This is a genomic window from Alloalcanivorax sp. C16-2 (assembly GCF_046507615.1).
GTDB classification, from domain to species: domain Bacteria; phylum Pseudomonadota; class Gammaproteobacteria; order Pseudomonadales; family Alcanivoracaceae; genus Alloalcanivorax; species Alloalcanivorax marinus_A.
Map to the genome: position 1 here is coordinate 2,179,268 of NZ_JBKFTL010000001.1, position 19,817 is coordinate 2,199,084.

Sequence of the window (19,817 nt, forward strand, 5' to 3'; positions counted from 1 at the left end):
CGTGAAGCGTGGTGCGTGTTAGCGGGTTTCATTGAACAACTCCCGACCGATCAGCATACGGCGGATTTCGCTGGTCCCGGCGCCGATTTCATAAAGCTTGGCGTCGCGCAGCAGGCGGCCGGTGGGGTAGTCGTTGATGTAGCCGTTACCGCCCAGGCACTGGATCGCGTCCAGGGCCATTTGCGTGGCGTTCTCGGCGCAATAGAGGATGGCGCCGGCGGCGTCCATGCGGGTGGTGCGGCCGGTGTCGCAGTTGCGCGCCACCTGGTAGAGGTAGCTGCGGCTGGCGTTGAGGGTCACGTACATGTCGGCGATCTTGCCCTGCATCAACTGGAACTCACCGATGGCCTTGCCGAACTGCTTGCGCTCGTGCACATAGGGCAGCACCACGTCCAGACAGGCCTGCATGATGCCGGTGCAGCCGCCGGCGAGCACGGTGCGCTCATAGTCCAGGCCGCTCATCAGCACCTTGACCCCTTCGCCGACCCGGCCCAGCACGTTTTCCTCCGGTACCTCGCAGTCCTCGAACACCAGCTCACAGGTGTTGGAGCCGCGCATGCCCAGCTTGTCCAGCTTCTGGGCCCGGGAGAAGCCGGGGAAATCCCGTTCCACCAGGAAAGCGGTGATGCCGCGTGGGCCGGCGTCCGCGTCGGTCTTGGCGTAGATCACGTAGGTGTGGGCGTCCGGGCCGTTGGTGATCCACATCTTGTTGCCGTTGAGCACATAGCGGTCGCCTTTCTTGTCGGCGCGCAGGCGCATGCTCACCACGTCGGAGCCGGCGCCGGGCTCGCTCATGGCCAGGGCGCCGATGTGCTCGCCGCTGACCAGGCCGGGCAGGTAACGGGCGCGCTGGGCGTCGTTGCCGTTCAGCCAGATCTGATTCACGCACAGGTTGGAATGGGCGCCGTAGGAAAGCCCCACGGAGGCGGAGGCCCGGGAGATTTCCTCCATTACCAGGGTGTGGGCCAGGTAGCCCAGGCCGGCGCCGCCGTATTCCTCGCCCACGGTGATACCGAGCACGCCCAGGTCGCCGAGTTTTTTCCACAGGTCATTGGGGAACTGGTTGTCCCGGTCCACCTGCTCGGCGAGGGGCGCGATTTCGTTGCGGGCGAAGGCGCGGGCGCTGTCGCGCAGGGCCTCCAGGGTATCGTCCAGTTGAAAGTCCAGGCCGCCGTTAAACATGATCGTTCTCCAGGTTTTCCATTGCTTGCCGGGCACGGGCCTCGGCGTCCTCCAGTTCCCCTTGCAGGATCCGGATGTCGGTGAGTTGTTGTTCGAGCTGGGCGCGTTTTTCGTTGATCTTGCCGATCAGGGCCATCAGCTGATCGCGGTTGTCCTCGGTGGGCCGGTACATGCGAATCAGGTCCCGGGATTCGGCCAGGGAGAAGCCCAGCCGCTTGCCGCGCAGGATCAGCTTCAGCGTGGTGCGGTCCGCCGTCGAATAGATTCGGGTCTGGCCGCGACGCTCCGGGCTCAGCAGGCCCTGATCCTCGTAGAAGCGGATGGTGCGCGTGGTGACGTCGAAGGCACGGGCCAGCTCGCCGATGGTGTAGGTCTTTTGAGTTTCCATGGGGTCGGAGATTAGGGGAAGTTTACGTTAACGTAAAGTGGCGGTTATGGATGGGACCGTGCCGTTGCGGGTGCCGGCGGGCCGGACACGCGGCAAGTACGTCCATGTAGCTCGTTTCCGGCATCCCTGCCTCCAACGGTCCGGCCCGCCGGCACCCGCAACGGCACTCCCGGGGTAACCTTCCCCTTGGGGGGTAGGAGCGGCTTTAGCCGCGATTGGGGGTGGCACGGCGGTCGGTCTGGCTCGGTCGCCAGCCGCGATGCGGTAGCCTGGGCGGTTGGGGGGTGTTACCTTTAGCGCCCGCTGGTTCCGAGGGTGTGGGACGGTGATTTACAGAAAAGATCGCAAGGTCCTCAAAAGAGTGGATTTCGGGGCCGCCAAGAATTCCCTGATGGGGGTGTTGGCGGCCCTTGTGGTTTACGCGCTGGTGATTGCCTGGGGCCGCGTTTACGAGGCGTTCCAGCTGGAGGCGCTGATCGCCGGTGGCGCGGTGGTGGTGGTGACCGCTTTCCGCCTGTGGCTGGTGGCGCGCTTCGATGCCCTGTATGGCGCCGGGCCGGCGCGCTGGCGGAGGCTGTTCGCGCTCGGCCTGATTCTGCACGCTCTGGTGTGGGGGCTGCTGCCGGCCTGGCTGGTGTGGCGCGTGGGCACCGGCTTCAATTTCTTCGTGGTGATTCTCTACAACGTCGGCGTGACCACCGCCCTGGGCAGTTCCTGGATGGCGGGGCTGCGGGTGCGGCAGGTCTATATCGTGCTGATGTTCCTGCCGGTGATCATCGCTCTGGTGTTGGGTGGCGGCCTGCGTGAGTGGCTGCTGGCGATGCTGGTGGCGGCCTATACCTTCTACCTGTTCCGGCTTTATCGCGGCCAGTACGAGCTGTTCTGGCACGCCGTGACCCGGGAACGCCGTGGTAGGGGCGTGGAGCGGCGCCGGGAGCTGCCGGCCAGCACCGACATCCAGCTCAGCCTGGTGTACCGGCTGGCCCATGAACTGCGCACGCCGATGAATTCGGTGATGGGCATGATGTCGCTACTGGAAGACACCCGCCTGGATGATGAACAGCAGGAATACCTGCAGGTGGCCGGGCAGAGCGGCAAGCTGATGATCACCCTGATCGACGACGTGCTGGATTATTCACGCATTCTCACCGGCCGCATCACCCTGAGCCCGGATTACTTTGATCTGCGTTTGGCGCTGGAACAGATTCTCGAGGCGTTCGGGCCGATGGCTCAGAGCAAGGGCCTGGAGCTGGCCGCCGTGGTGGATCGCTTGTTGCCCAAGCGGGTACGTGGCGACCGCGACCGGCTCATGCAGGTGCTCACCAACCTGCTCAGCAACGCGGTGAAATTCAGCGAACGGGGCGAAATCCGGGTGGACGTGGATTTCACCGCCGAGGGGGAAAACGATGGCGTGTTGCGGGTGCGGGTCAGTGACCAGGGGGCCGGCATGGACACCGACACCCTCAAGCACCTGTTCGAGGACCAGTTCCTGGATGGCGCCCAGGACGCCTTCGCGGTTCGTCACGCGGGCTTCGGCCTGCTGGTGTGCAAGGGGCTGATCGAGGCCATGGGCGGCCATATTGGCGCCGAAAGCGTGGAAGGGGAGGGCTCCACCTTCTGGTTCACGGTGCGGCTGGGCATGCAGGCGGACATGAGCGAATCCACCAAACTGGCCGCCGCCATGACCCAGGTTCAGGGGCTGGTGGTGGGCGCCGGCGGCGGCTCCCTGGCCGCCCTGCAGGAAGAGTTCGAGGCACTGGGCAGCCAGTGCCAGGGGGCGCGGGATTACGATCATGCCTTGCAGGCGCTGCGCGCCGGTCACCGTGAGCAGGCGGAGTTCGACCTGTTGCTGGTGGATACCCATGACCGCCGTGAGCTGGCGCTGAACCTGTGCCGCAACGTGCTGGAAGACCCCAGCTTGCGACCGGTGAAGCTGATGCTGATGTGCACCATCGAGGAGCGTGGCCAGCCGACCATCCAGCGTCTGGTGGACAAGCATGGCCTGGTGACCCTGGTGCGGCCGGTGCATCGCTCCGGGCTGCGCATCGCCCTGGGCCGGGTGCTCGGCATCCGCCGTCCGGCGCCGGTACAGGATCTGCCCACGGAGACCCCGGAGGAGCGGCAGCGTCGCAAGCTGTTCCGCCTGCTGCTGGTGGAGGACAACGAGGTTAACCAACTGGTTACCCGGGGCATGTTGGGCAAGCTCGGTTACCAGGTGAAGACCGTTAATAACGCGGAAACCGCTCTCGCGCTGCTGGAGCAGGAGACCTTCGATCTGATCCTGATGGACTGCATGATGCCGGACCTGGACGGCTTCGAAGCCACCCGGGTATTGCGCGAGCGGGAGCAGGCCGAGGAAAGCCCGCGCACGCCGGTGATCGCCATCACCGCCAATACCGCCGAAGGGGTGCAGGCGCGTTGCCTGGCCGCCGGCATGGATGACTTTCTCGCCAAACCCGTGCATCTTCAGGAACTGGAAACCGTTCTGCGGCGTTGGCTTTCGAAGGACGAGGACGACGCCGGAGGGGAACAGGACAGCGAATAACAAGAGGATGACGCCATGAGCCGAAGGGCCTTGCTGCTGGGCGCCACTGGATTGGTGGGCGGACACTGCCTGCGACTGCTGCTGGATTGCGACGAGTATGACGAAATCCGGGTACTCACCCGGCGCGCCACCGGGGTCGAGCACCCCAAACTGGTGGAAAGGGTCATCGACCCGACGGACATCGAAGCGCAGGCGGACTTCTTCGCCGTGGACGACGTGTTCTGCGCCATCGGTACCACGCTCAAGCAGGCCGGTTCCAAGGATGCTTTCCGGCGCGTGGATCTGGAGCTGGTGATCACCGTCGGCCGGCTGGCCCGGGACGCCGGCGTGCAGCGCTTCCTGCTGGTGTCGGCGGTCAACGCCAACGCCCACTCGCCATTCTTCTACGCGCGTACCAAGGGACAACTGGAGCGCGAGCTCAAGGACCTCAAACTACCGTTGCTGGCCCTGTTCCAGCCGTCGCTGCTACTCGGTGAGCGGGAAGTGCCGCGCCCGGTGGAGGCGTTCGGCATTCGTTTTTCCAAGATCATCGACCCGATCACCCGCTGGACCGACGCCCACTGGCTGCCGGTGAGCGGCGAAAGGGTCGCCGAGGCGCTGATCGGCATGGCGTTGATGGGCCCGGACACCGGCACCTACCGGGTGCGGTTCCGGGATTTCATCGTCTACGCCGGCAAGTTCCGCGACAAATGTTTGCGCTCGGCCTCCTGAGCGCGAAGGAGTTCACCCCCGGACAATGCAAACAATGGAGAGACAATGACTTTCGTCACCTGTGATCTGTGCGACGACAACGCCGACATCGTATCCGTGGTCACCGGCCTGAACTGGTTCAGCTACGGCGGGCGGAGTGCCTTTGGCGGTGAGATCGTCACCGTGAAATGCTTCGAGGACAATTCCCGGGTCAAGGAGCATCTGGGCACCGACGGCAAGGGCAAGGTGCTGGTGGTGGACGGCGGCGGCAGCCTGCGCAACGCACTGATCGGCGACATGATCGCCGAAAACGCGGTCAAGAACGGCTGGGAAGGGGTGATCATCAACGGTGCCTGTCGGGACGTGGATGAACTGGCCAAGCTGGACATTGGCGTCATGACCCTGGGTTGCGTGCCGATCAAATCGGTGCGCCGCGACGAGGGCCAGCTTAATATCGATGTTACCTTCGGCGGGGTCAGCTTCCGCCCCGGCGAATACGTCTACGCCGACAACAATGGCGTGATCGTGGCGCCCCGTTCGCTGCTTTGAGCGGCACCACCCACGTTTTGCGAAAATTTATAGTTCGTTCCGTGCCGACGCGAGCCAGTCGGTGGTCCGCCGTATAGGATGTAGCGCAACATCTTCGTCGATTCTTGCGTTGTTCCGTTGAAGGGGTGGTAGTACATGGAGCGTTTTCGTTGCTGGCCGGTGCTGGTCATGGTGCTGGTCTGCTGGCCGTTGGCGGCCCAGGGCTTTGGTTTCCAGGACGTCATCGACCGCGCCAGGGAGCAAGCCGGGGAGCCCTACCGGGCGCCGACGCCGATTCCATCCTTCCTGCAGGAACTCAACCACGAGCAATACCAGGGCATCCGCTTCAAGCCGGAGCGCACCCTGTGGCATGAAAGCGGCTCGCGTTTTCAGGTGCGACTGGTCTCGCCGGGGCTGTATTTCAAGCACGCCGTCAAGCTCCACCAGGTGGACGCGGAGGGCGTGCACGACGTGCCCTACGACAAAACCGATTTCAACTACACCAGCGAGGAACTGGCACGGCGAGTGCCGGCGGACCTTGGCTACGCGGGCTTTCAGCTTACCTATCCGTTGCACGGCGAGAACAGCCGCGATCCTTTCCTGGTGTTCGCCGGCGCCAGTTATTTCCGCGCCGTCGGCAAGGACGGCCACTTCGGGCTGTCCGCCCGGGGCATCGCCGTGAACACCGGCTTGCCATCCGGTGAGCAGTTTCCCTCGTTCACCGAATTCTGGCTGGTGCGGCCGACCGCCAAGGCCGACACCATGACCTTCTACGCCCTGCTGGACGGCCGCGCCCTCACCGGTGCCTACCAGTTCGACGTGCGTGTCGATGACGCCGCGATCATGGACGTGAAGTCCCGGCTGTTCCTGCGCGAGGACATCGAGAAACTGGGCATCGCGCCGCTCACCTCCATGTTCTTTTACGGTGGCAACACCGCCCGGCCAGTGGGCGAGTGGCGCCCCCGGGTACACGATTCCGACGGCCTTCTGATGCACGACGGCGGCAGCGGCGAATGGCTGTGGCGGCCACTGCTCAACCCCAAGAATCTGAAGATCGATTACTTCAGCGCCGAGAAAACCGGTGGTTTCGGGCTCATGCAGCGCCAGACCCGTTTCGATGATTTCCAGGATTTCGCCGCCCATTATCACCAGCGACCAAGCGCCTGGGTGGCTCCCAAGGGAGAATGGGGCAAGGGGCGCATGTCCCTGGTGCAGTTGCCGTCCAGCAACGAAAACAACGACAACATCGTCGCCTTCTGGACCCCGTCCGAACCGGCCCGCAAGGGCCAGGCCCTGGCCTACGACTACCGCCTCAAGTTCGGTGATCCGTCGATCAGCGGCAGCCAGCGGGCCAGCGCCGTGAAGACCTTCGTCGGCGACGGCAACCGCGCCGGCGGCGGTAACGTGGAAGGCGCCTACCGGGTGGTGGTGGATTTCGCCGGTGGGCCGCTCGGCGATCTGTCCGGTGACGCCCCGGTGACCAGCGCGGTGACCGCCGAGGGCAACGGCGAGGTGATCGAGCACTTCGTGGAGTACCTGTCACCGGTGAATCGCTGGCGTATCTCGATCCTGGCCAAGCCAGCGCCGGAACGGCCACTGGCCCTGCGTGCCTTCCTCAAGAACGGTGATGAAGCGGTAAGCGAAACCTGGTCCTACGAGATTCCCGCCAACAATGACATTCTGGGAGCGGAATCCTGATGAGCGATAATCTGATCGAGGATGCCCTGGGCCGGGCGCTGGCCTACCTGCGTCTGGCCGGCCTGGATGCCGACCCGGCGCTGACCCGACGCGCCCTGCGATTGGTGGACGAAATGCTGGAGCAGGGCGAGGATGGCCTGGTGGAGCGGGTGATGTCGGCGCTGCCGGAGCGTTTCGCGGTGCCCGAGCCGCCGGAGCCGCTGGGCACGCCGCCGATTCACCGTGGTGCCATCGGCTATGGCGTGGGCGGTTACGGCGTGGGGCGATGAGCCTGGCCATGAACGCGAACCCCGAAGCACCCACCGTGCCGCGCTGGAAGGCGGTGGCGGCCACCCGCCGCGCAATACTGATACTGCTGGTGCTGGCACAGACCGTGGGTGGCCTGTACGGCATGCAGTCGGTGCTGCCCTATCACGGTGGCAACCTGCTGGAAAAGGGCATCCTGTTCCTGTTCGCGGTGTTGTTCGCCTGGATCTCGGTGGGTTTCTGGACCGCCTTGCTGGGGTTCTGGCTGCGGCGGCGCGGCGGCGACCCCTATTCCCTGGTACGCCACCATGACGCCGCCACCCTGGCGGCCACGCCTCTGGCGCGCACCGCGGTAGTGATGCCGGTGTACAACGAGCCGGTGGACCGCACCCTGGCCGGTTTGCGCGCCACCATCGAGGACCTGCGCGCCACCGGCGAGCTGGACCACTTCGATTTCTACATTCTCTCCGACAGTCGTGACGCCGAGCAGTGGCTTGCCGAACGCAGCGCCTGGTATCGGCTGTGCGAGGAACAGGATCTGCATGGCCGGCTGTTCTACCGCCACCGGCCGGTCAATCTGAACTTCAAAAGTGGCAACGTGGCGGATTTTCTGCGCCGCTGGGGGCGGGACTACGTCTACATGGTGGTGCTCGACGCGGACAGCGTGATGGGCGGCAATACGCTTACGCGCATGGTGCGGCACATGGAGCTGGCCCCGCGCGTGGGTATCCTGCAAACCAGCCCGTCGCTGATCAACGCCCATTCCGCCTTCGCCCGCTTCCAGCAGTTCGCCAACCGGGTGTACGGTCCCTTGTTCACCGCCGGTCTGGCCGGCATTCAACTTGGCGAGGCCGCCTACTGGGGCCACAACGCGATCATCCGCACCGATCTGTTCATGCGTCACTGCGGTCTGCGCCGGCTCAGCGGGTTCGGCCTGTTCAATGGCCCGATCATGAGCCACGACTTCGTGGAAGCCGCCTACATGGGCCGGGCCGGCTATGAGGTATGGATGGAGCCGGAGCTGGACGAAAGCTACGAGGAATCACCGCCCACCCTGGTGGACGAACTGACCCGCGACCGGCGTTGGGCCAAGGGCAACCTGCAGCACGCCTGGTTGTTCTTCTTCGCCCCCAGGCTGCGTTTCGCCCATCGCATGGCGTTCCTCAATGGCATTCTGTCCTATCTGTCGTCGCCGATCTGGCTGGTCTTTCTGATTCTGACCAGCATCGAGGCCACCCGGCTGACGTTGTGGCCCATCGATTACTTCCCCGACCAGCGCGGCAGCATGTTCCCGGTGTGGCCGGAGTGGCACCCGCACTGGGCCGTGGGATTGGTGCTGAGCACCCTGTTTCTGTTGTTCGTGCCCAAGTTCCTGGCGGTGCTGGATGTGCTGCTCACCGGTCGGCGGCGCCAGCACGGCGGCGCCTGGCGGTTGTTCCTGTCGGTATGCCTGGAATTGCTGGTGTCCATGTTGCTGGCGCCGATTCGCATGCTTGCCCACAGCCGTTACGTGCTGGAAGCCCTGTTCAACGTGCGCCTGCACTGGGGTGGCCAGAACCGCACCGATGAGACCGGCTGGCGACAGGCGTTTCTCAGCCAGGCGCCGGGCACCCTGCTGGCGATCGGCTGGTCGGGCCTGGCTTTGCGGCTGGACCCGATGTTCTTCTTCTGGTCCCTGCCGGTGGCGCTGCCGCTGATTCTGGCCGCGCCCACCTCGGTACTGCTCAGCCGGGTGGCGATCGGTGAACGCCTGCGCCGCCGGCGTCTGCTGCTCACCCCGGAAGAACAGCGGCTTTCCCCCCAGGTGGATACCATCGCCGCGCCGCGACCGCTCAACCCGGTGCGCCTCACCGCCTTCGAGGCGGCGGTGCTGGACCCGGTCCTCAACCGGGTGCACCGGGCGCTGGCCCGGCGCCGGCGCCCGGTGGATGCCGAGGCCTGGCGGCAGTGGCTGGAGCGCTGCATGAAGGAGGGCCCGGACGGCCTCAACCGCCGTCAGCTCAATGCCCTGGCCCGGGACGCCGACGCGCTGGCGCGTCTTCATCAGGCCGCCTGGACCGCGCCCCGGGACAGTTACTGGGGCGTGCGGGTCGGGGTGGTGAAAAGCCGCGATTATGGGTAGGCTTCTGTCCCTTCTTTGACGCTTCAAGGGACGAAGCCATGTTGAGAGCCAATCCGGTCAGGGATTGCATGAAACCGGACCCCTTCACACTGTCTCCTTCCTCGACGGTAAGCGATGCCGCCCGGGCCCTGCTGACGCGCAATCTTTCCGGCGCGCCGGTAGTGGATGAGCGCGGAGAGCTGATCGGTATGTTTTCCGAAGCGGACGCGCTCAAGGCCGCCCTGGACGCTGATTACCACGGCACCGGCAGCGGGCGGGTAGTGGATTATATGAGCCGCGAAGTGCATGGCGTGCCGGTGGCGGCCACCGTGCAGGAGGCGGCGGAACTGTTCTTGCGTTATCACCGGCGAACCTTGCCGGTGGTCCAGGGGCCGCGGCTGGTGGGACTGCTAAGCCGCGGGGATGTGCTGCGCCAGGTGACGCCGGCGAGGACAACGTCACCGTGATGGTGGTGGCACGATGTTTAACGACCAAACAGGGGATCACCCGATGAATCAACCTTACCAAGCGCCGGAAGCCAGCCTGGGGGCCGGCTCCGAGGAAACCTATCAGCCCAGGTTGTTCCAGACCTCCGGCCGTCTCGGTCGGGCGCGTTATTTCGTTTACGTGATGGCGCTCACCATGATCACCTACCTCGCCATGGGGCTGGTCATGGGGGTGGGTTTCGGCAGCGCCTCACCGGGCAGTGGCCCCAGTGGCATCTTTATTATCCTGATGCTGCTGGTGATGGCGCCGGTGAGTATTTTCACCATGGTGATGAGCATCATTTACGGTATTCGCCGGCTTAACGACATGAACATGAGCGGCTGGATGATTCTGCTGATGTTCGTGCCCATCGCCAACTTCGTGATCGCCATCATGCTGCTGTTCGTGCCCGGCTCCAAGGTGGCCAACAAATACGGCCCGAAACCGGCGCCCAATGGGAACGGCGTGATCGCCGCCCTGGTGGTGCTACTGGTTCTTTTCGTGGGCGGCTTCGTGGGCATGGGCGCCATGATCGGCTCGATGAGCCAGGGCATGAACAGCCCGGGCATGTACCAGATGGACGGCTACTGAGCATCTGAGCATCGAACCAAAAAAGGCTCCCCGAGGGGAGCCTTTTTCATGCGCCGATCGCCGCCAGGAGACGGCGGGCGAGGTTACGGCAGCAGGTGTTTCACCGCGTCGCGTTCCTCGGCCAGCTCGGTCTCGGTGGCGGTCATGCGCTCGCGGGAGAAGTCGTTGACCTCCAGGCCCTGAACGATTTCCCAGTCGCCGTTCTTGCACACACACGGGAAGGAGTAGATCAGACCTTCCTGAATGCCGTAGGAACCGTCGCTGTAGATGCCCATGGACACCCAGTCGCCCTCGTCGGTGCCCAGCGCCCAGGAGCGCATGTGGTCGACGGCGGCGTTCGCGGCGGAGGCGGCGGAGGAAGCACCACGGGCCTTGATGATGGCCGCGCCGCGCTGTTGCACGGTGGGGATGTACTCTTCCGCGTACCACTTCCGGTCCACTTGCTCGGCGGCGTTCTTGCCATCCACTTCGCAGTGGTGCAGATCCGGGTACTGGGTGGAGGAGTGGTTACCCCAGATGGTCATCTTCTTGATGTCGTTCACGGTCTTGCCCAGCTTCTCACCCAGCTGCGCCATGGCGCGGTTATGGTCGAGACGGGTCATGGCGGTGAACTGGCGCGGATCGATGTCCGGCGCGTTGCGCTGGGCGATCAGGGCGTTGGTGTTGGCCGGGTTGCCGACCACCAGAACCTTGATACCACGGCTGGCCACCTCGTTGATGGCCTGGCCCTGAGCGGAGAAGATCGCCGCGTTGGCTTCCAGAAGGTCCTTGCGCTCCATGCCCGGACCACGCGGACGGGCGCCGACCAGCAACGCGTAATCGGCATCCTTGAAGGCCACCTTGGCGTCGTCGGTCTGCACGATGCCGGCAACCAGCGGGAAGGCGCAATCTTCCAGTTCCATGGCGACGCCTTTCAGCGCTTCCAGGGCAGGGGTGATTTCGAGCAGCTGCAGGATGACCGGCTGGTCCTTGCCGAGCATGTCGCCGGAGGCGATCCGGAACAGCAGGGAGTAGCTGATTTGACCAGCGGCGCCGGTGACAGCAACGCGTACAGGTGCTTTCATGAACAATCTCCTAACCAGAATTCGGGAGGACGTAAGTGACTGAAAGTTGGGGAGCCTTCGAGCAATGGCGAAACCCGGCACGGGCCAGCGGGCCCGGGACGGCGCGTATTATAGAGGAACCGCGAGCTCATTCATACTTGCCGCGCTGACCTGTTCCCTGATCTCCCCCTAACCTCCGTCTTGTGCGTGGCGGGCCCGCCGCCTGCCAGGCGCTGCCCGCATAGTCCGTCGTCTCCAAAAAATCAGCGGACTGCTTTGTTTCATAGCGGGCTCCTGCCCGAAAAGGTTGCATTTCGCTTCTGTGATCCACCTCTAATAATGCTAAGCCATAATTATTATAGGCTGGCTAAAGGATGTCTTTGATTGGTTGTGCGCCCGCCGGGGATCAGGGGAGGGCAGAGGTTTTTGCCGAAAATAGAAGCTATTTCACGCCGGTCCGTTATTGCCTTTTACATCATCTTACGAGTAATCCGAATCAACTGGGCCGCAAATGCGCGGGCTTGCGATATTGCCCGACCGTGACCCGGCAAGAGTCCGCTGACCAAGCCGAATTGGGGGTTTTTAGGTAATATTTTCCGGGGCGTTGATATTGGGCGTCTACCTCTCGAGTTTACAGCTTGTATGGTGGGGGATATGAGTTTTTCCAAGAACAACACGAAGTTAGTTGGGCGCGTGGCGCGAAAACCGTTGTGGATTTTTCTTATATTTTTTGCTTTAGCAGTTTTATTTCTTGTGGCGGAGGGCATATACAAGGATATCATCCATGATGGATTTGAGCCTGGTCCGAAGCTGGCGACGGTCGAGTATGCTGAGCCGACGAAAGATTTTCCGAACGGCAGTGTTGAGAGATGGTCCTACAAAAATGGATTTTTCTCTTTTGATACCAGAAATGCAAGATCTAGGTTAATAGCTGCATCTGAAGAGACCAGTTTGATGGTTGTCATGGGGGCTTCATGGCGGGAATTTTATGATAAAAAAACTATTTCAATAATATAAGAAATGATCCTTATAGTGAAATGAGAATTATTTTTCAAGTTAGAACTGATACAGGAAATGCTCATACCCAAATCAGTCATGATATCAGTGTCCTAGGTGGGGTGGATCAACGTTACCCTGATTTCTACGGCTATGCCCGAGGGAGCGGGGCATATCCAAGGTGGACTTATATTGGTAGGTATCCTGAACTTATGAAGCCAAACGGCGAACCTGTAATAATCTCATGCACTGGCGATGATGTTGTTGGGATAGGAAATACAAAAAAGGGTTGGTGTAGTTATTCGTTTATTTACGACGATTTGCTTCGTGCACAAGTCAGGTTTAATAAGCCTTTAATGTATGAGTTCAGCAAAAAACACAGCGATCTTGTCAAGTTTTTGGAATCTTTCAAGGAGGAAAGATGATGGTTTTTTATTATTTTGATCTGTTTACAAAAATAAAAGCTCATGTGGCGGTGCTTTACCATGGAGGCCAATTTTTAGAGAAATGGAAAGAGGTGCAGCGGAAAGTATCTCGCCTTATTTACGGCTTTTCCGTAAGAGAGAGTAAAGTTAATGAGTGGTTGTCATGGCTAAGTCATTGACCTGCGAGCAACTCGAAAGTTATCAATTGATTATTGATTGGCGGACAGTCACTTGGGTCAAGCCTTGTTGCTCGCTCGCTTGAATGGGGTGGCTGGAAATGTTTTTAGAGTTAATAAAGAAAATCGTTGGAAGGCCAGTTTTTGCTCTTTTCTTTCTGTTTTTTGGGGGGGCTTTGTTTCTTGTTGGGGAGGAATTATATAAAGATAGCGTCTATGCAAGAGAAGTGCCGCCACCAATAGCAACTGTTCAATTTTATAAACCAACAAAAGAATTTCCTTCTGGGAGCATGGAGAAGTGGAGATATAAGTACGGTTTTCTTAAAGTCGATAGAAGGTATGGTTATGCTAGGAGTTATAGACTTCCAGAGCCAAGGCTCTTCGCGGCGACAAATGTCGCATGGCCTCATTATGATAAAATGGAAGAGCGTTATGAATTTATCAAGGAAAATCCGGACGGTCGATTGAGAATTCTGTTTTTTATAAAGAGGGGCACAAAGGATATACGTACGGTACTTCCTGCTGATATGGATAAGCTGAGAGGGGTGGATAAGCGTTATCCTGGTTTTCTTGGTTATGCTTATCAGAGTGATAAGAAGCCTCTATGGATTTATATAGGGAAATACCCTGATTTGATTAAACCTGACGGGGGGCTCGTCACGGTGCGATGCTCATCTGATGAAAGCTATGGGATCGATAACAGAAAGGTAGGGCATTGCAGTTACATATTGGTTTTTGATGATTTTCTGCATGCACAGGTTAGATTTAATAAACCATTAATGCATGAATTCAGCAATATGCATAGTGATCTCGTTAATTTTTTGCACTCATTCAAGGAATGATGGATGTGTGATTCATGGACATCGTTTCACTTTTTCTGGCCTCAGGTCGAGCTTGTGGCTTGGATCGCGCATCCCGTACACCTCACCCCAGAAAGGCGTGTCGTGGATTAAATCCATGAAGTTTTCCATTGGTCTTCTGCCTCCATGAACCGCTTCTGAACTTTTTCTGCAATCGCCGCTGAATTTCTCTGTTCATGACTCCCGAGTATATTGAAGGGGTGTCTATGAATTACATGGCTCGTATATTTCCACGGCGGATATTCCAAGCCAGTGATGGCCCGAGAATCCGCGGGGACTCAGTCTCGAGCCGCTGCATGGATGAGAGGAGAGACCATGGTGCACTGGGACGTGATCGTGGCGGGGGCCGGCCAGGCGGGGTGCGCGGCGGCCTGGGATCTGGCCGCCGGTGGCGCCCGGGTGTTGTTGCTGCACGGTGGTCCGGAGCGGCCCAAGCCCTGTGCCGGCGGCCTTACCATCAAGGCCTTGCGGCGCTATCGCTTTCCGGTGGACGCGGTGATCCGCGAGCGGGTTGATCGGGTGGCCATGAGCCGGGCTGGTGGGCCGCGGGTGTTGGCGGGCGCGGCGGTTCCGTTTTGTGTGATGACCCACCGGCGGGAGCTGGACGCTCTGTGCCGCGAGCGGGCGCTGGCGCGGGGCGCCGAGTGGCGCGCCGTCGCCGGGGTGCGCGCGGTGCGTCAGGGTGCCGCCGGCGTCACCCTGACCACTAGCGAGGGGGAGCTGTTGCGGGCTACCTGGCTGGTCGCCGCGGACGGCGCCCACAGCCCGGTGCGTCGTTTGTTGCAAGGCCAGCCGGCGGCATCGCCGGCCATGGCGCTGGAAGGGCACCTGCCCCGGGCGAAGGCCCGTCATTATCCCCCCATGACCCTGGATTTTCAGGAGGTGCCGGGCGGCTATGGCTGGCTGTTTCCCAAGGGCGATCACATCAACGTGGGCTTGTACGTGTGGCGCCGGGATCGGGCGCGGCTGGGCCGCGATCATCTGGCCGATTACGCCCGCCGGGCGTTGGGCAGCGGCGCGTTGGAGGAGGTGGCCGGGTATCCATTGGGGACCTGGCTGGCGCGGCGTTCACCCCGGTGTGGTCGGGTGCTGTTCGTCGGCGATGCGGCGGGCAGTACCGAGCCGTTGTTGGGGGAGGGCATCTACGGCGCCCTGGTCACCGGTCAACTTGCCGCCGGGGCCCTGCTGGCTGGTCGACCGGGGGATTACCCGCTGCTCATGGCGGACTGGGGCGAGGAGCTGCGCCAGGTGGAGCGCGTCACGCGTATTTTTTATGGCGTGCCGGCGTTCGGTTATGCCGCCCTGAGCCGCTGGCTGGCGCCGACCCTGCTGGCCGGCTACGCCGCCGGGCTGACCCTGGGGGGCACCAAGCGGGCCTGGCGCAGCCTCAGGGGGCGCCGCCGTCTTCGCGGTAGCCCAGGGGCGTGAGGCCAAACCAGCGTTTGAAGGCGCGGTTGAAGGCGCTTTGTTCCGAATAGCCCAGATCCAGGGCGATCTGGTTCACCGAGCGGTCGCTGTGCAGCAGCCAGTCGCAGGCCAGGCGGCGCCGTTCGTCCTCCAGCAGGGTGGAAAAATCGGTATGCTCGGCGCGCAGCCGCCGACGCAGGGTCCAGGGCTTCACGCCCAGACGTTCGGCGATCGGTTCCAGTTGCGGCACACCCTCCACCAGCCGGTGCTGGATTTCCAGGCGCACCTGTTCAAGCAGGTTGTCCCGGGCCCGGTGCCGGGTCACGGCGCGTTGTACCCGGGAACGGGCCAGGCGGTGCACCTCCGGGTCGGCGTCGCGCAGCGGCAGATCAAGCACCGCCTCGTCCAGTACCAGGGCGTTCAGCGGTTGCTGGAAATGCACCGGGCAGTGGAACACGCGCCGGTATTCGCTATCGTCCGCGGGCGCGTCGTGACGCAGGTGCAGAGCCAGAGGATCGCGTTCGGCGCCCAGAATCCAGCGCCCGAACACCACCGCCCCGGTGAAGAAAGCGTCCACCCGGTGCGCGCTGGTGGGCAGATCCTCGAACGGGGTTTCCCAGATCAGCCACAGGTTCCGGCTCCGCCATTCGAAGCGCAGTTCAGCGAATTCCGAGGTGACCCGGGTGAACGGAATCATCAGTTCGATGGCGTCGCGCAGGGTGGCGCTGGACATGCTGGCGTAGCCCAGTTCGCCCATGAAGCGCGGGCGGATGCCTTCGCCCATGTGCAGGCCGAACAGCGGGTCGCCGCTGCGGCTGACGGCGTGTTCAAGCAGCCGGTTTTCCACGCTCAGGGGAATGCGGGCGGCGGGGGATTCCAGGTCCTCCTCGGTGACGCCCAGGCGGACCAGTGCCTCACTGAGGTCGACACCGGCGTGCAGCGCGGCATCGAGCAGGTACTCGATCCAGAACGAAGCCACGGTCAGGGAGCTGAAGCGGGCGGAGGCGACGTTGGACATAGGCGTTCTTGTTATCGGTATCGGCGCAGCGGGGAGTTTCAGGGAACGTCAGGCGGGTGGATCAAGTCAATGACGAAAACCACCGGCCGGGCGTTCCTGGCCCGACCGGTGACGGCGTGGGCCGCGATCAGGCCTTCTGCTCGCGGGCCAGTTTGTTCACCTTGCGGCTGATGCGGTTGAGCTTTTTGTCCAGGCTCTCCATCTCTTCCCGGGTGGGCAAACCCAGGCCGTGGGCCAGCCGTACCCGCCAGTCGTTGTCGGTGCCTTTGGCGGTGCCGGTTTTTTTGGTGTTGCGCTGACGCAGTGACTCACCGGCTTTCACCAGTTCCTGGAACCAGTCCTGGCCGGTTTCGGTGATTCGGGTGAACGCGCCGCGCGCGGCTTTGGTAAGCTTGTCCGCCGTGGCGTTGAGCTCGGTGACCGTGTCGTTGGTGGACGTGCTGTCATTCATGGAGAGGGCCTCCTTTTCCAATGGTAAGAATGACGGAATGGTAACCAGGGGCTGGTGCCCATCGCTGGATATTGTCCAACAATTAAACAAGCTGTCCCGGCCCACCGGGACCAGGGAGAACGCGCATCATGCAAGTCGTATTGCCCCAGGGGGCCTATCAGGCAGTGGCCGGCGACGGTGTTCAGGAATTCCGTGGCGTGCCGTTCGCGCAACCGCCGCTGGGCGAGGCCCGCTTCAAGGCGCCGCGCCGGCTTCCGGACAGCGATGCCGTGGCGCGCGCCGACCGTTACCCGCTGCCATCCTTGCAGGTGCGCAACCCGATGATGGGCGTGGAGGACTCCGGCGAGGATTGCCTGTACCTGAATATCTGGGTACCGGAGGGGGAGGGGCCTTTCCCGGTGATGCTCTGGTATCACGGCGGCGGTTACGTGGCCGGTTCCGCTTCCCAGATTCTTTATAACGGTGCCGCTCTGGCGGCCAGCCAGCGGGTCATCGTGGTGAACGCCGCCTACCGGCTGGGTGCCCACGGTTTCGCGGATTTCAGCGCCGTGGCGCCGGAGCTGGAAGCGGACACCAACCTGGGGCTGCGCGATCAGGTGGCGGCCCTGGAATGGGTCAACCGCCACATCGAAGCGTTCGGTGGCCGCCCGGATCGGGTGACCATCTTCGGTGAATCCGCTGGCGGTTTCAGCGTCGCCACCCTGATGGCCACGCCCCGGGCGCGGCCTTTATTCCAGGCCGCCATCGTGCAGTCCGGCGCCGCCGATTTCGCTCTTGATCCCGAGGAGGCGGCGAAGGTAACCCGCGCCTTCGTGGGGGCGCTGCCCGGTGACGGTGACGCCGCCGACAAGCTGCGCGCCGCCGATGCCAAGGCCTGGATCAAGGCTCAGAATCAGGCCCTGCGTACCCTGGTGCGGCGCGGTCAGCGCGACACCACGCCGCAGTTCGCCATGAACTTCATGCCCATGGTGGACGGCGACCTGCTACCGCGCCTGCCGGTGGACGCCATCGCCGCCGGTGAAGCCGCCGATATCGCACTGATGGCCGGGGTGTGCCGGGACGAATACCACTTTTTCCAGTACGCGGGCCCGCTGGCCGGCTTCCCCACGGTGGAGGAGCTGCGCGGTTACGACGACGAGGAGATCCTGCGCCGTTTCGAGCGCGCGCTGCCGGGTAATGGCGAGCGGGTGCTGGCCCATTACCGCCGCGCCGTCACTCCGGACCCGGCCCGCAGCAACATGGACTGGTTCTCCGCCATGGAAACCGACCGGCTGTTCCGTATGCCCACCCTGCGTCTGCTGGATGCCCAGGCCGCCCACCGGCCGGACACTTATGGCTATCAGTTCACCTGGCCCAGCCAGCAGTTCGGCGTGCCCATGGGGGCCTGCCACGTGGTGGACGTGCCCTTCGTGTTCGGCGTGACCGACACCGTGCCCGGGCAGTTCTTCACCGGTGGCACCGACGAGGCCCGGGCGCTGTCCGAGCGGGTACGCGCTGACTGGGGAGCCTTCGCCCGGGGCGAGGCGCCCTCCGGCCCGGCCTGGGGTGAAGGGCGCCGGGTGGTTCAATACGGCCCCGGCGACGCCACGGCGCCGCTGTTTCAGGCCGACGACGAAGCCCTGTGGGCGGACATCATTCCGCGTCCGCGCCCCGGGACTGCACAATAGCGTTATAAAGCGTAGAATATAGCCCTCGTTGATCAGGAGTTCTTCCATGACCGTGGCCCAGGCCATTGAACGCAAGGTGCGCGACGCCTTGCCCGTCGATTATTTGCGCATCGAGAACGAGAGTCACAAGCATAACGTGCCGCCGGATTCGGAAACCCATTTCAAGCTGGTGGTGGTTTCCGGAACATTCCAGGGGCAGATGCCGGTACGTCGTCATCAGGCGGTGTACGGCCTGCTCGGCGAGGAGTTGAACGGCCCGGTGCATGCCCTGGCACTGCATCTGTTCACGCCGGAGGAATGGCGTGCCCAGGGCGGTGACGTGGCCGATTCCCCGGACTGCCGGGGCGGCAGCCAGCATGATCCGGAGTTCGGCCGATGAGCGCCGGCGATATCGTGGTGGCGGCGCTGTACCGCTTCACCCGGCTGGACGACCACGAGAACCTGCGCGAGCCGCTGCTGGCGCTGATGCTTGAGCGAGACGTCAAGGGCACGCTGCTGCTGGCCCGGGAGGGCATCAACGGCACCATCTCCGGGCGCCGCGCCGATATCGACGCGGTGTTGGGCTGGCTGCGCGCCGACCCGCGCCTGGAAGAGCTGGAGTACAAGGAGTCCTTCAGCGACGAGCATCCCTTCCTGCGCACCAAGGTCAAGCTGAAGAAGGAAATCGTCACCATGGGCGTGGAGGATCTGGACCCCAACCGCAGCCGGGGCACTTATCTGGAAGCGGAGGAGTGGAACCGGGTGATCGCCGACCCGGAGACCCTGGTGATCGATACCCGCAACGACTATGAGTACGAGGTGGGCACCTTCGAGGGCGCGGTGAATCCCCATACCAAGGCATTCCGGGACTTCCCCGACTATGTGCGCGACAACCTGGACCCGGCCCGCCACAAGAAGGTGGCCATGTTCTGCACCGGCGGCATTCGTTGTGAAAAGTCCACCGCCTACCTCAAGGAGCAGGGGTTCGAGGAGGTCTACCACCTCAAGGGCGGCATCCTGAAGTACCTGGAAACCATGCCCGAGGAGCGTTCCCTGTGGCGTGGCGAGTGCTTCGTGTTCGACGAGCGGGTGACCGTGAACCACCACCTGGAGCCGGGCGGCTACGATCAGTGTCACGCCTGTCGGCGGCCGATCTCCGAAGCCGACAAGGCGTCGCCGCAATTCCAGCAGGGCGTGTCCTGCCCGCACTGCTACCACGAATCCACGGCGGAGCAGAAAGCGCGCTTCGCCGAACGTCAGAAACAAATCGAGTTGGCCCGGCGGCGCGGTGAGGCGCACCTGGGCCACGACCCCCGCGAACCCTCCGAGGAGTCTTGATC

20 protein-coding genes are annotated in these 19,817 nt (G+C 62.7%); 15 read left to right on the forward strand and 5 right to left on the reverse strand.

Features of this window, described 5'->3' with window-relative positions:
- Positions 1–18 precede the first annotated feature (18 nt).
- Positions 19–1,182: an isovaleryl-CoA dehydrogenase gene (locus ACLD02_RS10040; RefSeq protein ID WP_410298602.1), complete on the reverse strand. Its 1,164-nt coding sequence runs from the start codon at positions 1,180–1,182 to the stop codon at positions 19–21.
- Positions 1,175–1,570 carry a MerR family transcriptional regulator gene (locus tag ACLD02_RS10045; protein ID WP_203101318.1) on the reverse strand — a complete coding sequence of 132 codons (396 nt, stop codon included), beginning with the start codon at positions 1,568–1,570 and terminating at the stop codon, positions 1,175–1,177. The genes ACLD02_RS10040 and ACLD02_RS10045 overlap by 8 nt, the downstream gene beginning before the upstream one ends.
- A gap of 325 nt (positions 1,571–1,895) precedes the next feature.
- Between ACLD02_RS10045 and ACLD02_RS10050 the strand changes: the two genes are divergently transcribed.
- The 8 genes from ACLD02_RS10050 to ACLD02_RS10085 all read left to right on the forward strand — a co-directional run bounded on the left by ACLD02_RS10050 (position 1,896) and on the right by ACLD02_RS10085 (position 10,455).
- Positions 1,896–4,115, forward strand: coding sequence for a response regulator (locus tag ACLD02_RS10050; protein ID WP_410298603.1), 2,220 nt, complete (start codon positions 1,896–1,898; stop codon positions 4,113–4,115).
- 15 nt (positions 4,116–4,130) lie between these two features.
- The gene (locus tag ACLD02_RS10055) at positions 4,131–4,826 is read left to right on the forward strand and encodes an NAD(P)H-binding protein (RefSeq protein WP_410298604.1); all 696 of its coding nucleotides are present in this window, start codon (positions 4,131–4,133) and stop codon (positions 4,824–4,826) included.
- Between the two features lie 45 nt (positions 4,827–4,871).
- Entirely contained in the window at positions 4,872–5,354 is a 483-nt protein-coding gene (gene rraA, locus ACLD02_RS10060; RefSeq protein ID WP_203101327.1) for a ribonuclease E activity regulator RraA, read from the forward strand.
- A 135-nt stretch (positions 5,355–5,489) separates the two neighbouring features.
- A complete protein-coding gene (locus tag ACLD02_RS10065; RefSeq protein WP_410298605.1) occupies positions 5,490–7,031 on the forward strand; it encodes a glucan biosynthesis protein in 1,542 nt (513 codons plus the stop codon).
- Positions 7,031–7,300 (forward strand): hypothetical protein, encoded by a 270-nt coding sequence (locus ACLD02_RS10070; protein ID WP_203101329.1) that lies wholly within the window; start codon positions 7,031–7,033, stop codon positions 7,298–7,300. Before ACLD02_RS10065 ends, ACLD02_RS10070 begins: the two co-directional genes overlap by 1 nt.
- A gap of 8 nt (positions 7,301–7,308) precedes the next feature.
- Complete coding sequence (gene mdoH / locus ACLD02_RS10075) at positions 7,309–9,399, forward strand: glucans biosynthesis glucosyltransferase MdoH (RefSeq protein ID WP_410298606.1); 2,091 nt, start codon at positions 7,309–7,311, stop codon at positions 9,397–9,399.
- 68 nt (positions 9,400–9,467) lie between these two features.
- On the forward strand, positions 9,468–9,845 hold the full coding sequence (locus tag ACLD02_RS10080; protein WP_203101333.1) for a CBS domain-containing protein: 378 nt from the start codon (positions 9,468–9,470) through the stop codon (positions 9,843–9,845).
- A gap of 43 nt (positions 9,846–9,888) precedes the next feature.
- On the forward strand, positions 9,889–10,455 hold the full coding sequence (locus ACLD02_RS10085) for a DUF805 domain-containing protein (RefSeq protein WP_410298607.1): 567 nt from the start codon (positions 9,889–9,891) through the stop codon (positions 10,453–10,455).
- 83 nt (positions 10,456–10,538) lie between these two features.
- Here the strand turns inward: ACLD02_RS10085 and ACLD02_RS10090 are convergent, their stop codons facing one another.
- Positions 10,539–11,519, reverse strand: a complete 981-nt coding sequence (locus tag ACLD02_RS10090; protein ID WP_203101337.1) for a malate dehydrogenase — start codon at positions 11,517–11,519, stop codon at positions 10,539–10,541.
- 633 nt (positions 11,520–12,152) lie between these two features.
- Between ACLD02_RS10090 and ACLD02_RS10095 the strand changes: the two genes are divergently transcribed.
- From ACLD02_RS10095 to ACLD02_RS10110, 4 genes are all read left to right on the forward strand, one after another.
- On the forward strand, positions 12,153–12,515 hold the full coding sequence (locus tag ACLD02_RS10095; RefSeq protein WP_410298608.1) for a hypothetical protein: 363 nt from the start codon (positions 12,153–12,155) through the stop codon (positions 12,513–12,515).
- A gap of 400 nt (positions 12,516–12,915) precedes the next feature.
- Entirely contained in the window at positions 12,916–13,098 is a 183-nt protein-coding gene (locus ACLD02_RS10100) for a hypothetical protein (protein ID WP_203101339.1), read from the forward strand.
- Positions 13,099–13,181: 83 nt separating this feature from the next.
- Positions 13,182–13,937 carry a hypothetical protein gene (locus ACLD02_RS10105; RefSeq protein ID WP_410298609.1) on the forward strand — a complete coding sequence of 252 codons (756 nt, stop codon included), beginning with the start codon at positions 13,182–13,184 and terminating at the stop codon, positions 13,935–13,937.
- 333 nt (positions 13,938–14,270) lie between these two features.
- Positions 14,271–15,383, forward strand: coding sequence for an NAD(P)/FAD-dependent oxidoreductase (locus ACLD02_RS10110; protein ID WP_410298610.1), 1,113 nt, complete (start codon positions 14,271–14,273; stop codon positions 15,381–15,383).
- Here ACLD02_RS10110 and ACLD02_RS10115 read toward each other — a convergent pair.
- Both ACLD02_RS10115 and ACLD02_RS10120 read right to left on the reverse strand, forming a co-directional pair.
- A complete protein-coding gene (locus ACLD02_RS10115) occupies positions 15,343–16,380 on the reverse strand; it encodes an AraC family transcriptional regulator (protein WP_410298611.1) in 1,038 nt (345 codons plus the stop codon). The genes ACLD02_RS10110 and ACLD02_RS10115 overlap by 41 nt on opposite strands.
- Before the next feature lie 127 nt (positions 16,381–16,507).
- Complete coding sequence (locus ACLD02_RS10120) at positions 16,508–16,831, reverse strand: poly(hydroxyalkanoate) granule-associated protein (RefSeq protein ID WP_410298612.1); 324 nt, start codon at positions 16,829–16,831, stop codon at positions 16,508–16,510.
- Between the two features lie 128 nt (positions 16,832–16,959).
- Between ACLD02_RS10120 and ACLD02_RS10125 the strand changes: the two genes are divergently transcribed.
- Genes ACLD02_RS10125 through ACLD02_RS10135 form a run of 3 tightly spaced genes read left to right on the forward strand, consistent with a single transcriptional unit; the run spans position 16,960 to position 19,815 of the window.
- Positions 16,960–18,498, forward strand: a complete 1,539-nt coding sequence (locus ACLD02_RS10125) for a carboxylesterase/lipase family protein (protein WP_410298613.1) — start codon at positions 16,960–16,962, stop codon at positions 18,496–18,498.
- A 46-nt stretch (positions 18,499–18,544) separates the two neighbouring features.
- A complete protein-coding gene (locus ACLD02_RS10130) occupies positions 18,545–18,877 on the forward strand; it encodes a BolA family protein (RefSeq protein ID WP_203101345.1) in 333 nt (110 codons plus the stop codon).
- A complete protein-coding gene (locus ACLD02_RS10135) occupies positions 18,874–19,815 on the forward strand; it encodes a rhodanese-related sulfurtransferase (RefSeq protein WP_410298614.1) in 942 nt (313 codons plus the stop codon). The genes ACLD02_RS10130 and ACLD02_RS10135 overlap by 4 nt, the downstream gene beginning before the upstream one ends.
- The last annotated feature ends 2 nt before the right edge of the window (positions 19,816–19,817 follow it).